This is a genomic window from Streptomyces sp. NPDC002536 (genome assembly GCF_053594995.1).
This window is the reverse complement of sequence record NZ_JBSFWU010000040.1, coordinates 22,059-35,439: the sequence shown is the minus strand read 5'-3', so window position 1 is coordinate 35,439 and position 13,381 is coordinate 22,059. Positions and strand designations below refer to the sequence as shown.

The window sequence follows — 13,381 nt, the reverse complement described above, 5'->3', positions numbered from 1 at the left end:
ACCCCTTTATGGGGTGGCAGGGACGCGTGACTCACGCCCCGCATTCCACACAGCCTCGCCCTTGCGGGCGAGGTTGCGGGAAGCGTTCCGGTCCGCGTGGGCAACGACCCCGCAGCTCCGGCAGATGAAGAGGGCCTGGCCTGCCCGGTTCTTCTTGTCGGTATAGCCGCACTCGCAGCACTGCCGCGAGGTGTACGCGGGATCGACGAAGACCACAGGCACGCCGACCCGCCTGGACTTGTAGACGATGAAGCCTGTGAGCTGGGCGAAGGCCCAGGAATGGAGCGCGACCCGTTGGGGCTTGCGGAGCCGTACCCTCTGCCGGATCCCCCTGAGTTCTTCCAGGGAGATCCCGGACGAGGTGCGTTCAGCCTCGGTCACGATCGTCTTGGCAATGATGTGGTTGATGTTCGCGGCATGGCGCTGCTCGCGCCGGTTACGCTTCCTCAGCAGCCGCCTGGCGGACTTGGTGGCCTTCTTCTGGAGCTTGTGCCGCAGATTGAGCTGCCGGTTGCGGTGCCGGTTCAGGCCCCGCCCGGCCGCCTTGTAACCGGTGGACGTGGTGGCGATGTTGACGATGCCCAGGTCCACACCGATGAAGCCGTCCGGCTCGTACTGCCCGGCCTCGGGCACATCGCAGGTGGCGATCAGATAGAACGCGCCGTCGCGTGCGATCAGGTCGGACTCGCCCTTGCGGTACGCCTGGAGCGTCTTGAACGCATCGGCGGAACACGCGAAGCGGATGTTCTTCATGCGTCCGGCGGTGGTCCAGATCGACACGGTCTGTGTGTCGTACTGCCAGCTCAGGCACCGGTCGTCGTACGGCTGCGCGGCCTCGGCCCGGAAAGCGATCGGCTTCGCCTCCGCCTTCCGGCGCCGCTTCGATCCCGGCCTGCCCAGATTCCCTGCCCTGATGTTGGCCTTGAGCGTCGTGTAGGCGTCACGGACTTTCTTGATAACGTGCTGGGCGGCCTGCGCCCCCAGCCCTCGCGACCGAAGTTCGGCATAGGTGTGCTTGCGCAGCTCGTACTCACGCGGAACACCGCGCTCGAAAGCCACTGAAGACACCCAGTTCGCACACTCGTTGACAGCGCGCAGAGTCGCCGACAGCGCGGCGGCCTGCCCGGCCTCCGGCAGCAGCTTCACCTGCACAACGATCCTCACCCGTCCAGCCTATCGAGAGGCACTGACAACAGGGTGAGATCCGTGAACACGCCCACGTCAGAGCACCGTTGAGAAGCGATTCCTCCCGGGCGTGAACACCCGGGGTTCCTCGCTAGATTCAGCTGAAGCGGCACCACGTCGCCCCGTAAGGGGCGTGGGGAACTGCGCGACCAGCGCCCACCGGCCCGCAGCCGACGCACCACCCGGGGGGGGCGGGGCGAAGCCCCGAGAACCTCGACTGCGGGTGCATCGTGGCTGGTCGCGCAGTTCCCCGCGCCCCTGACGGGGCGCCATGGCTTCACGGCAGGAGTCCGCCCCCTCCGCCCCGCCGGGGTGACCGCAGCGCGGCGGCGAGGAGGACGAACCACACGCCCACGAGCACCAGATGGGCCCGCTGCGGCACCCCGTGCCAGCCCGGTCTGCCGAAGAGGGGCCCGACCGTCGCCAGTGCGGTGCCCAGGGCGGCGGCGAGCACCCACGGCCCGCAGCGGCGGACCAGCGGCATCGGGGGGCGGGTAGTGTGCGCCGCGACGACGAGCAGGGCCATCGAGGCGAAGAGCGCGGCATGCACCAGGGCACTGGTGGTGGTGTGCCAGGGGTTGACGGCCTCGCAGCCGCGCTCCACCGAGGGCGCGCAGCGCATCGGCACGACGACGTCCGCGACGGACGAGACGCCGAAGGCCACGAGCGACCACCACCCGGCGGCCGCCCACCGGCCGGGCCCGGGGCCGCGGGCCAGCAGCGCGCCGCCGATCACGAGGGCCGCGGCGGCCAGTTCGATGCTGCCGAACAGCACGCGGAAGCGCTGGTCGGCCGCGTAGAGCTCGCTGACGTAGGAGTGCCGGGGGTCCAGCCCGGTGGGGAGGACGAACTCCAGCAGCCAGTCGTTGTAGACCACCGCCGCCACGGTCAGCAGCAGCGCGGCCCACGCCTCGCGTGCGCCGTCCCCGTGCCGTCGGGCGGCGGCCTCCGGCCCGGCGGCTGCGGGGGCCGGGCGGGCGGTGGCGGTGGAGGCCTGCCGGGAGGCGGGGGACGGTGTGCTCATCGGCCCGCGGCTCAGTGGGACCGGCCTGCGGAGGAGCGGTCCGCGGGTGACGGCGCGTGCGGGTGCGGCGGGCCCGGGGGCAGGCCGCCCTTGGGCGCTGTCGCCCGGCTGTCGTTGTCGCCGCTGCTGCCCACCGGGCGCTCGAACCACTCGCCGTTCGCGGGGTCGTGGATCACGATCGCATCCAGGACCGACTCGGCGGGCGTGACGACGACGACCTTCGCCGGGTCGTAGGAGCCCCATGTGCCGCCCCGGGCCCGGGGCGTGCCCTGGACGGCGACGGGCGGGCCCAGCGGGTTGCCGCAGGCGCAGCGCACCCGGGGTGTTCCCCGGTCGTCGACCAGGACGGCGGTGCCGGTCTGCAGGACGGACTGGAAGCTGGTGACGGAGCCGTCCTTGTAGCCGTGGTCGGTCACCCGGGTGTCGGCGCGCAGGTGGACGGGGGTGAGGCCATGCAGGTAGGCGGGGATGGCGTCCGGGTCGATGCCGGCCGCGCCGGCGAAGGCGCGGCCCTTGCCCTGGTTCTCGGTGAAGTAGCCGATCTGCTGCTCGACGTCGCAGCCGGCCGCGTTGCGGGTGCCCGCGTAGAGGCCGGGCGTGGCCCCCGGCAGGCTGCGGGAGGCGCCGGCCGCCGCGGCGGCACCGGCGTCGTCCATCACGGAGGCGTACCGGCCGGTGCTGCGGGCCGTCGAACGGGTGAAGGGGTCCTGACCGTCGGCCGAGGCGGCCTGCAGGAAGACCTCTCCCGAGCCGCCGCCCTGGCGGAGGAAGCAGACGGCGAGGGCGGCGGCCACCAGCAGCACGCCCGTGACGATGGCGGTCCTGGACCGCCACCACGGTGTGCGGCCGGGGAGGCGGGGTGCTGACGGCGGTTCGGACGACACGGCCGTGTCTCATCTCCTGTACTGGAGCCGGTTCATTCTGCTTTGTACCGCATTCATGATTGATGCCGCATTTTGCGCGGCCCGCAAGCGGGGCGCCCCGTAAGGGGCGCGGGGAACTGCGCGATCGGCCACGACGCGCCCGCAGTCGACGTCCCGGGGCTGCACCCCGGACCCCTGGAGTGCTACGTCGGCTGCAGGCCGTCGGTGGCTGGTCGCGCAGTTCCCCGCGCCCCTTACGGGGCGCCGTGGCCGGGGATGGAATCCCCCGACAGCCCTCGCCCACGGGTGCCCGCCCCGTACCGGGCATAGGTTGGCCGCACCCGCATCGGGAGAGGACGGAGACACCATGAGCCCGGGACCGTTGCGTGCCTGGGGCGAGGCGCTCGCGGCCGTGGCCGCCGGGACGGTCGCGATGGCGGCCGTCGCCGCGGCGGGCCTGTGGGCCGCGGGCGCCGACGGGCTGCCCGGTGGCGCCTTTCCCGCGGTGGTCGCCGCCACGATGGTCTCGGCCGTCGGCGGCTCGGTGGAACTGACCGGCGGCGCGGGCTTCTTCGGGCACACCGCCGCGGAGCTCACGGCCGTGCCGCTGTCGGTGACGCTGGCCTGGGCCCTGGCGACGGGCGCGGTCTTCCTGCGCCCGCTGCGGCACCGGGCGGTGGCGGGCGGGGCGGAGCTGCTGGGCCGGGTCGCCCGGACGGCCGTGCTGTGGCTGCTGGTCCTGCTGCTGCTCGCGCGGGCCGCCCGGCACACCTTCACGCTGCGGATCGGCGGAGGCATCGTCAACGACATCGGCGAGGCGCTGGGCGTGACCCCGGCCGTGGGTTTCCGGGCCGCCCTCGCCCCCACTCTCGGCTTCGGCCTGCTGTGGCTGCTGGTCCTGCTCGCCGTGGCCCTCGCGGCGTCCCGACGGGCTCCGCTGCCCCCGCGGCTGCTGCCGTTCCAGGACGCGATCCGGCCCGCCGCCTTCGCGCTGCTCACCGTGCTGCTGGCCTACGTCGCGCTGGGCCTCGTCGTCGGCGTGGTCACCCTCTTCACGCACGGCCACCGCACCCAGACCTGCGCGGTGCTGCTGCTCGGCCTGCCGAACCTGGCCTGGATGGCGTTCGGCGTCGGGCTCGGCGGCTCCTGGACGGGGCATGTGCCCGCCGGCATCGGCATGCCGATGCCGGCCGCCCTCGCGGCGGTCCTGCGCGAGCCGCACGGCCGCGAGGCCACGGTGAACGCCACCACACTGGCCGAGCACGACGGCCGGGCCTGGCTGCTGGTCGCCCTCGCCGTGCTCGCCCTGCTCGCGGCCGGATTCCTGGCGGCGGTGCGCGCGCCCGCACGGACGCGGCCCTGGCAGCACGCGGTGCACCTGGCGGCGGCCCTCGCCGTGACGCTGCTGGTGGTGGGCCTGCTGACGAAGGTCTCGGCCCGCTACGGGCTGTCCCTGCTGGGCCTCGGCGACCTGGGCGACTTCGGCAGCGGCGAAGTGCGGCTGCACGCACGCCTGCTGCACCTGGTGGGGCTGGGCGTGCTGTGGGGGCTCGTGGCGGGAGTGCTCGGGGGGCTGTTCGCGGTACGGGTTCGCAGACGGGGGAAAGTTGAGGAGGAGGCAGAGGAGGAGGTGGAGGGGGAGGGCGCCGGTCCCTGACACCGGACGGAGCGATTCCGGTGCCGCGTACGCGAAGGGATTCCGACGTGACCCCGCAGGACCACCGGCAGTTGCCCGTCTTCGTCTACGGCACGCTGCGCCCCGGCCAGCGCAACCACGACCTCTTCCTGCGGGGCCGCACGACCGCCGTCCGGCCCGCACGGCTGCGCGGTGCGGTGCTGTACGAGGGGCCGGGCTATCCGTACGCGGTGGCCGATCCCGCGGGCGAGGTGTTCGGCGAGCTGGTCACGCTCGCGCCGGCCGGTTACGGCCATGTGCTCGCCGCGCTCGACGCGTTGGAGGATCACGTTCCGGGTGATCCCGCCGCCAGCCTCTACGACCGGGTCGAGCGCGAGGTGCAGCTCACCGGCTCCGATGAAACCGCAGAGACCGTCCGCGCCTGGGTCTATCTGGCGGCGGACCGGGTGGCCCGGGGGTTGCGCGCGGCGGGCACGCCCGTGCCGGGCGGCAGTTGGCCGGGGCCGCATCTCACATAGTGATCACTTCCTGAACGACGGCAACCCTCCGGGAGGTTGACCCGTCTTGGGGTGCAGCGGAACGGGAAGTTGCCCACTCGTTACGGGCTGTTGGTCCTTTGTTAACAGTTGATCAACTGTCCGGACAGGTCGCCCTTTCCCTCTTTTCATGCGCATGCCAACCCGGCATTGTCCTCGGCGGGACCACAGGTCCCCGTGGTGCCGATGTGACGGCACCCCGTGCATTGCGCGCGTCCGGGCCTGCCCGGACCGCCCAGGACAAAGGGCGCAGAACCAATGCGTACAACCCCCACACACAGACGAATAGTCACCGTCGCCGTCGCAGTCGTCGCGGCGGCGACCATGGCGGGCACGGCCACGGCCACCCCTTCGTCCGCCTCCGCGGCCAAGGTGACCACGGCCTCGGCCCGGCCCACCGGCAGTGCAGAGACCCAGCTCGTGAAGGCGGCCCGCGCCGCGGCCTTCGCCCACGCCGGAGCCACCGGTGTGAGCAAGGCCGACACGCTGACCGTCAAGGACTCCCTCGTCGACCCCGAGGGCAAGCGGCACGTCCGCTTCGAGCGCAGTCACAAGGGCGTTCCGGTGATCGGTGGCGACATCGTCGTCCACCTCGACGCCCAGCAGAAGTACGTCGGCGCGAGCCGCGCGGTCCGCCACGACGTCTCCGTCCCCACGGTCAAGCCCAAGCTGGCCGCCCACGAGGCCGCCGCCAAGGCCGCCGACTCCGCCAAGGGCACCGCGGGCTCCGCCCAGTTGGTCATCGACGCCCGCGACGGCAAGAGCGTGCTGGCCTACCAGGTCACCGTCACCGGCAGCCGCAACGCCGAGGCCGGCAGCGCCCATTCGGTGGTCGTCGACGCCGCCTCGGGCAAGGTCCTCAGCAACACCCCGCTCACCGACGGCTTCATCTCCCCGCAGCTCCAGGCAAAGCTCCGCGACCTGGGCCAGCAGGCCGCCCCGAGCCTCGGCGCGAGGACCCCGGCGAAGAAGCCCTCCAGGCCCACGGCCGGCAGCTTCCCCGCCCCGGCGACCGGCAGCGGCACCTCGTTCTTCGTCGGCACCGTGCCCCTGCTCACCACGCAGACCGGCCAGAACTCCTTCACCCTGAAGGACCCCTCGCGCGGCAACACCGAGACCCGTGACGCGGGCTCGAAGGAGCTGAACGCCTTCGCCAGCGGCAAGGAGCTGACGACCACCGACAACAAGTGGGGCAACGGCACCACGTCGGACGTCAACACCGCTGCGGTGGACGCCCAGTACGGCATCACCAGCACCTTCGACTACTACAAGAGCGTCTTCGGCCGCAACGGCATCAAGAACGACGGCGCCGGCCCGCACGCGCTCGTCCACTTCGGCAGCAACGTGGGCAACGCCTTCTGGTCGCCCGACTGCTCCTGCATGCTCTACGGCGACGGGGACGGAGAAACGTTCAAGCAGCCGCTGGTGGCCCTGGACGTCACCGGTCACGAGCTCACCCACGGCGTGGTCGAGGCCACCGCCAACTTCCAGCCCACGCGCACCGACGCGCGGGGCAACCAGTTCGGCGAGGCGGGCTCCCTCAACGAGTCGTTCGCGGACATCTTCGGCACCGCCGTGGAGTTCAAGACGAACAACCCGCAGAACCCGCCGAACTACCTGATCGGCGAGAAGCTCGGCCTGGAGCAGACCTTCCTGCGCCGCCTCGACCACCCCTCGCTCGACAAGCTCGAGGGCACCGTCGACTACTGGGACAGCGGCTCCTACGACCGTGAGGTGCACGCGGGTTCGGGCGTCTCCTCGCACGCCTTCTACCTGCTCGCCGAGGGCAGCGGCCAGAAGACCATCGGGGGCGTGGCCTACGACTCCCCGACCTCCGACGGCTCGACCGTGACCGGCATCGGCCGCGACAAGGCCGAGCAGATCTTCTACCGCGCGCTCACCCGGTACCTGGTCTCCAGCTCCGACTTCCACGACGCGCGGACTGCCACGCTGCAGGCGGCTGCGGACATCTACGGTCAGGGCAGCACCGAGTACCAGACCGTCGACAAGGCGTGGGCCGCGGTCAACGTGACCGCGGACAATGCGCCGCAGGGCAACGCGAAGCGCTGACGCTCCGCTGGAAGCGTGGTCCGTCGGCTGCAGGCCGTCTGTGGCTGATCGCGCAGTTCCCCGCGCCCCTTACGGGGCGCGGGGTTTCTGTTCAGGAGTCCCACGCCGGAAACGCGTAGTCGTCCCACAAGGCACGCTCCTCGTCCCGTGGTGCACTACGCACCACGGGATTCAAGTCCCACATGCGGGTGGCGCGGTCCGTGCCCCGGTACGCGCGCCAACCCGGGTCGCCCGTCCGGGCGAAGGACGACCAGGCGTCCATCATCGCCTGCGACAGCCGGGTGAGTTCCGGCCGCTGCGCCGCGAGGGTCTCCTTGCCGCGCGGGATCCAGCCCAGGTCGAGCGTGCCGAAGACGAACGGCAGCTCCAACTGGTGCAGGGCGCCCAGGTTCTGCGCGTCCGGCACGCCCTTCGCGTACGGCACGTGCCAGTCGAATTGGTAGACGTACGAGGGACGCCAGCGGGACTGGGCCTGCGCCAGCCGTACCGAGGGGATCCGCCAGATCTGATCGGTGAGCATGGCGTTCACCACCCGGCCCTCGGCCAGTCCCGGGCGGTCGGCGGCGTAGACGTCGTACATCTGCTGCTTGCGCGCCGCGAGCGGGGTGGGGAAGACCTTGTAGGCGCTGAGCGGCAGTTTGAGGACGTCCGGCTGGAACAGGGCCCAGAAGTCCGACTCATTGGTGTTGCTGCCGGTCATCACGTCGACGTTCCGGGCGCTGCCCGCCGCGACGCGGTCGAGCACCTGGCCGGGCACCAGCGAACCGTCCACGTACGGCCCGAAGAAGACCGCGCCGGCCAGCCCCGGCGCCGCTGCCCGAGCCGTGCGCTGGAGCTCCAGGATCTGCCGGGTGTCCATCGCGTCGAGGTCGGCCACCCGGTGGATACCTCCCACGGTGAAGACGCGCTGGGCGGCGGACTCGGCCGAGCGCCGGGTGTGCACCAGGTAGCCGGGCCCGCTCTCGGTGACGGCCCGGCGGAAGAGCCGCTCCGGGTGGTCCCCCGCCAGGAATGCGTTGATGGACACCGAGCCCGCCGACTGCCCGAAGACCGTGACGTTGCGCGGGTCCCCGCCGAAGGCGGCCGCCTGCTCGCGCACCCAGCCGAGGGCGGCGGCCTCGTCGCGCAGCCCGTTGTTCCCGGAGCCCGCGTACGAGCGGTCCAGCGAGCCGAGTTCCGTCCAGCCCAGGATGCCGAGCCTGTAGTCGGCCGAGACGACGACCGCGTCGCCGCGCGCGGCGAGGGCGGCGCCGTCGGTCATCGCATCGCTCGCGCTGTTGATGACGTTCTCGCCGCCGTGCAGGAACACCATGACGGGCCTGTGCGCCCCGTGCGTCCGCGGGGCCCAGACGTTCACGTGGAGACAGTCCTCGTCGCCACGGCCGTCCCCGTCGCTCAGGTCCTGCGGACACGGCGACTTCGCGGCGTCGGCGCGCAGCGTCCCCCGCCAGGGTGCGGGCGGCGCGGGCGGCCGGAAGCGCCGGGACCCGGTGGGCGCGGCGGCGTACGGCACGCCGAGATAGGCGCAGGTGCCGCCGCGAACCGTGCCCTGCACCGCGCCCTCCGACGTGGCGGTCCGGCAGTCCTCCGCACCGCCGCCCCCGGCACCGGCGGCCGCCGGCAGGCCGGTCGACCCGCACAGGGCCACGAGAACCGCCACGGCTCCGACGCGCCTGCGCCACCGGGACCTGCTCCGCTGGAACACGAAGGCCCTCCTCCCCTGCATGCCGGACACGGAACGTCACCCAGCATCGCGGCACCGATGGGGCCGCGCCATCCCCGATTCGGGGGAGGACGGAGCTCTCCCCTCCGATCCGCCGCTGTGCCACTCTGTGCGCGTGGCATCGGGATACCGGCACATCGTTGCTCAGATCCTTCACACTTCGGGCCTCACGCCCACCTGGCAGGTGCTGGACGGGGACTTCTGGTGCATGGTCACCCCGCCCCGGCACACCCGCCGCCGACAGGGCTGGAAGCTGCACCTGTCGGCCACTCCTCTCTCGGCACCGCAGGTGCTGGAGCAGGCGGCCGGAGTGCTCGTGGAGCACGGATGCGCCTTCAAGTTCGCCGCCACCCCGAGGATCGCCGCCGACCTCACCGCGGTCCGGGCCGACCGGTCGCAGTCGGGCAAGTTCCTCACCGCCTATCCCGTCGACGACGACCATCTGCGCGTCCTGGCCGAGCAGTTGCACCGGGCGACGGCGGGACTTCAAGGCCCGGCGATCTTGTCGGACCGGCGCTATCGGGCGGGCAGCCTGGTGCACTACCGCTACGGCTGCTTCAGCAGACCGCGCGAGCTGAACGACGAGGGCTTCTACGAAGGCTGGTTGGAGGCGCCCGACGGCACGCTGCTGGCGGACGAGCGGAACCCCTGGTTCTCGCCTCCCCCGTGGGCGGTGCCGCCGTTCCCGCCCGCCGCGGCTGCGGAACGTGCGGGGCGCCGGCGCGGTGAACCCGTGCTCCTCGCCGGCCGCTATCTGGTCAAGGAGGCGATCCGGCACTCCAACCGCGGTGGTGTCTACCGCGCGCACGACCGGCACGCCGGTGAGGACGTGCTGCTCAAGGAGGCCCGGCCGCACATCGGGGCCGATCTGCACGGGCGCGACGCCCGGGACTGGCTGCGCCATGAGGCGGCCGTCCTCCGCCGGCTCGCGCCGCACGGTGTCGCCCCGGCCGCACGGGACGTGTTCGAGTCCGGAGGGCATGTGTTCCTCGTCCAGGACCTCATCGACGGGCCGAGCCTCCAGCAGTGGGCCGTCGATGCCCTGCAGCAGGGGAACGGCCGGATCCCGCTGCCCGTCGCCCGCTCCCTGGCCCGTGACCTGACCCGGATCGTCGGCGAGGTGCACGCCGTGGGCCTGGTCCTGCGCGACCTCAAACCCGGCAACATCGTGATGCGGGCCGACGGCTCGCCCGTCCTCGTCGACATGGAGTGCACGGCCGAGGCGGGCAGTTCGGCCCATGTCGCGGGCACACAGGGCTTCACGGCACCGGAGTACCTGGAAGGGGCGCGCGAGCACTCCGGCGGGCCGGTGCCCGTGCCCGGGCCGGAGGCCGACTGCTTCAGCCTGGGCGCCACGCTCCTGCACGTCACCACCGGTATCAACCCCGTCCTGTGCCCGGACTCGCCCGGCCCCGGCCGGCCTGCCGGGGAACGCATCGCCGCCGTCGTCGGTGCTGCCGCTCCCGCGCATCCGACGCTCCGGGCGCTCGCCCCGCTGCTGCTCGGTCTGACCGCGGATGCCGGGCAGCGCTGGCCGCTGTCGCAGGCGGCCGCGTTCCTCCAGGACGAGCACGGCGAACTGCCGGTGCCCCACGGGCCGGTGCTGCGGGGCGACGATGTCGACCGGCTGATCGACGACGGGCTGGCCCACCTGTCGGACACGATGGATCCGGCCGCCGAATACCTGTGGCCGCGCCCCCTCTCGCTGCCGTACGGGGATCCGTGCAACGTCCAGATGGGCGCGGCCGGTGTGCTGGCCGTCCTCGACCGCGCCGTGCGCAACGGACGGCATGCGGCCGGACCCGCTCTGCGGAAGGCCGCCCAGTGGCTCGACGGGCGGCTCGCCCTGCCCGGCCGGGTGCTGCCCGGTCTGTACTTCGGCCGCTCCGGGGCGGCGTGGGCGTGGTACGAGGCGGCGCGGACCCTCGGTGACGAGGAAATGGCGGACCGGGCGCTGGCGTACGCCCTGCGGATTCCGCTCCGGTGGCACAACCCGGACATCTGCCACGGCCTGGCCGGAGCCGGGACGGCACAACTGCACCTGTGGCAGGCCACCGGCGACGAACGGTTCGCCGAACGGACCATGGAATGCGCGGAGTCGGTGATCCGCCTGACGGGGCGCGCCGACAGCGGGGTGGACTGGCTCGCCGGCCCCGGGCATCGCAACGACCTTGCAGGCTCGGCGCTGTACGGCTACGGGCACGGAGTGGCCGGGAACGCCGCCTTCCTGCTCGCCGCGGGCCGCGCTCTCGGCCGCCAGGATCTGGTCGACGTGGCGGCGGGCGGCGGACACGCCCTGTGCGCGGTGGCCCAGTGGCACGACGACGGGGCCGCCGACTGGCCGAAGGGGCCGGGCCGCAGCGAACGCACGGGGCTGAACTTCTGGTGCAACGGCACCTCCGGGGTCGGCTCCTTCCTCGTACGCCTGTGGCAGGCCACCGGCGAGCAGACGTTCCGCGAGCATGCCCGCGGGGCGGCCGTCGCCGTGCACCGGGACCGCTGGCGGCTCCCGCCCGGCACCTGCCACGGGGTCGCGGGCAACGCCGAGTTGCTGCTGGACCTGGCCGATGCGACCGGGGAGCAGCACTACCGGCGGTGGGCGGCCGAGTCCGCGCTCTGCGTCTTCGTCCGGGCCGTGCTGCGGGACGGCCTGCTCGTGGTGCCGGACGACACGATGCGCGACGTCTGCGCGAGTTACAACGTCGGGTCGGCCGGCGTACTGGACTTTCTTCTGCGGCTCAGGAACGGCGGCGGCCGTTCCTGGTTCGCCGACACCCCTTTGACCTCCGCCGGCGGAGAAGACAACCGACGAAACAGACCGGAAAGGAAAGTGATCCATGGAGACCCAGGTCCTCGAACTCCAGGAACTCCCGGAGACGGACGAACTGACGCTGGAGCCCGTGATGTGCTGTGACACCGGGCACACCAGCTTCGACTGTACGGACTACTGCACAGGGCACTACACGCGCTTCTGCTGACACCAGTGACACCAGCGTGACATCCGACGGCCGGTCGTGCGGCGGGCGCCAGCGGCACGACCGGCCCCTCATCCGTCCCTTCGCACCCTTCGCAGGAGAAGGCGACTTGGGCGACAGGCAGTGGACGCCTGCAGTGTCCGGCGAGCCGGCCGAAGCGGCTCTCCGGCTCGTCGCCGCACTGGCCGGGCCGCCGCGCGCGACCCCCGTCCGTGTGTGGCCCGATCTGGCCAGGGGCGGCGCGGGGCTGGCCCTCGCGTACCACCAGCTGGACACGTACCGGCCCGGGGAGGGCTGGGGTGCCATGGCCGACGGGTATCTCACCGCGGCGGCCGCAGGCGCTGCGAGCACCGGAACGACCGGACCCGGCCTGTACGGGGGCCTGTCCGGACCGGCGTTCGCCGCGTGGTCCCTGGCGGACCGTCACCGGGAGTTGCTGTCGGACCTGGACGCACGGATCGCCGCCACGGTGACCGGGCAGGCCGCGCGCTGCACCGGCGACGTTCACGGCGTGCCGTACCGCACCTTCGACGTGATCTCGGGTCTCGCCGGGACCGGGGCCCACCTGCTGTGCCGGGCCGGGGACGCCCCGGCAGCGGCCGGGGTGCTGCGCGCGGTGCTCACCGCTCTGGTGGCGCTGAGCGGTGAACGTGCCGGAGTGCCGCACTGGTTCACGCCCGTCGAGGCGTTGCACGACGACGGGCTGCGCAGCCGGTTCCCGCGCGGCGCGCTCAACTGCGGTCTCTCGCACGGCATGGCCGGCCCCCTGGCGCTGCTGTCGCTGGCGATGGCGGACGGTGTGCAGGTGCCGGGCCAGGAGGAAGCCGTCCGCCGGGTGGTGGACCGGCTCCTGATGCAGCGGATCGACGACGCCTGGGGGCCCGACTGGCCGGACCTCGCAGGAGTGGACGGAACCTCGAATTCCGCTCGTGCACCGCACAGTTCGTGGTGCTACGGCAGCCCCGGAGTGGCCCGTTCCGTATGGCTGGCGGGCACGGCCCTCGACGATCCGGCCCTGCACGCCCTGGCGGTACGGGCAGTGAAGGCCGCACTCCGCAGACCGGCCGCACGGCGCGCGGCCGGCGCGACATTGGGCCTGTGCCACGGCCTGGCCGGCCTGTTGCAGATCACGCTGCGGTTCGCACACGACACGGGAGATCCGGAATTCGCCCGGGCTGCAGTTGAACTGACCGTTCAACTGTCACAATGCGGTGATCCCAGCGGCGGGTTCGTCCAGGGCGGCCCCGGCTTTCTGGAAGGCGCAGCGGGCGTGGTGCTCGCTCTTCTCGCCGCCACCACCGGCAACGCCCCCACCTGGGACCGGGCGTTGCTGCTGGCCTAGCGGAGGCTGTGTCCCCGGGCCCTTCCG

9 protein-coding genes are annotated in these 13,381 nt (G+C 72.6%); 5 read left to right on the top strand and 4 right to left on the bottom strand.

Annotation, left to right across the window (positions count from 1 at the left end; all coding sequences use genetic code 11):
- Positions 1-6 precede the first annotated feature (6 nt).
- From ACWD4B_RS16985 to ACWD4B_RS16975, 3 genes are all read right to left on the bottom strand, one after another.
- Positions 7-1,164 carry an RNA-guided endonuclease InsQ/TnpB family protein gene (locus ACWD4B_RS16985; protein WP_451421465.1) on the bottom strand — a complete coding sequence of 386 codons (1,158 nt, stop codon included), beginning with the start codon at positions 1,162-1,164 and terminating at the stop codon, positions 7-9.
- Between the two features lie 298 nt (positions 1,165-1,462).
- Positions 1,463-2,209 (bottom strand): DUF998 domain-containing protein, encoded by a 747-nt coding sequence (locus tag ACWD4B_RS16980; protein WP_451421464.1) that lies wholly within the window; start codon positions 2,207-2,209, stop codon positions 1,463-1,465.
- 11 nt (positions 2,210-2,220) lie between these two features.
- A complete protein-coding gene (locus ACWD4B_RS16975) occupies positions 2,221-3,093 on the bottom strand; it encodes a DUF6777 domain-containing protein (protein WP_451421463.1) in 873 nt (290 codons plus the stop codon).
- A 346-nt stretch (positions 3,094-3,439) separates the two neighbouring features.
- Here ACWD4B_RS16975 and ACWD4B_RS16970 point away from each other — a divergent pair, with 346 nt between their 5' ends.
- From ACWD4B_RS16970 to ACWD4B_RS16960, 3 genes are all read left to right on the top strand, one after another.
- Entirely contained in the window at positions 3,440-4,729 is a 1,290-nt protein-coding gene (locus ACWD4B_RS16970) for a streptophobe family protein (RefSeq protein ID WP_451421462.1), read from the top strand.
- A gap of 47 nt (positions 4,730-4,776) precedes the next feature.
- Positions 4,777-5,226, top strand: a complete 450-nt coding sequence (locus ACWD4B_RS16965) for a gamma-glutamylcyclotransferase family protein (protein ID WP_451421461.1) — start codon at positions 4,777-4,779, stop codon at positions 5,224-5,226.
- 276 nt (positions 5,227-5,502) lie between these two features.
- A complete protein-coding gene (locus ACWD4B_RS16960) occupies positions 5,503-7,314 on the top strand; it encodes a M4 family metallopeptidase (protein ID WP_451421460.1) in 1,812 nt (603 codons plus the stop codon).
- Positions 7,315-7,405: 91 nt separating this feature from the next.
- On the opposite strand, the gene ACWD4B_RS16955 is transcribed toward ACWD4B_RS16960, so the two are convergent.
- Positions 7,406-9,019 (bottom strand): carboxylesterase/lipase family protein, encoded by a 1,614-nt coding sequence (locus ACWD4B_RS16955; protein WP_451421459.1) that lies wholly within the window; start codon positions 9,017-9,019, stop codon positions 7,406-7,408.
- Positions 9,020-9,152: 133 nt separating this feature from the next.
- Between ACWD4B_RS16955 and lanL the strand changes: the two genes are divergently transcribed.
- Positions 9,153-11,951, top strand: a complete 2,799-nt coding sequence (lanL, locus tag ACWD4B_RS16950; RefSeq protein ID WP_451421458.1) for a class IV lanthionine synthetase LanL — start codon at positions 9,153-9,155, stop codon at positions 11,949-11,951.
- Between the two features lie 170 nt (positions 11,952-12,121).
- Positions 12,122-13,354 carry a lanthionine synthetase C family protein gene (locus ACWD4B_RS16945; protein ID WP_451421457.1) on the top strand — a complete coding sequence of 411 codons (1,233 nt, stop codon included), beginning with the start codon at positions 12,122-12,124 and terminating at the stop codon, positions 13,352-13,354.
- Positions 13,355-13,381: the final 27 nt, after the last annotated feature.

Bases quoted from the DNA above. Each gene is read 5' to 3' on its own strand.
- ACWD4B_RS16980 (WP_451421464.1), bottom strand. From the start codon at position 2,209: ATGAGCACACCGTCCCCCGCCTCCCGGCAGGCCTCCACCGCCACCGCC.
- ACWD4B_RS16960 (WP_451421460.1), top strand. From the start codon at position 5,503: ATGCGTACAACCCCCACACACAGACGAATAGTCACCGTCGCCGTCGCA.
- ACWD4B_RS16970 (WP_451421462.1), top strand. From the start codon at position 3,440: ATGAGCCCGGGACCGTTGCGTGCCTGGGGCGAGGCGCTCGCGGCCGTG.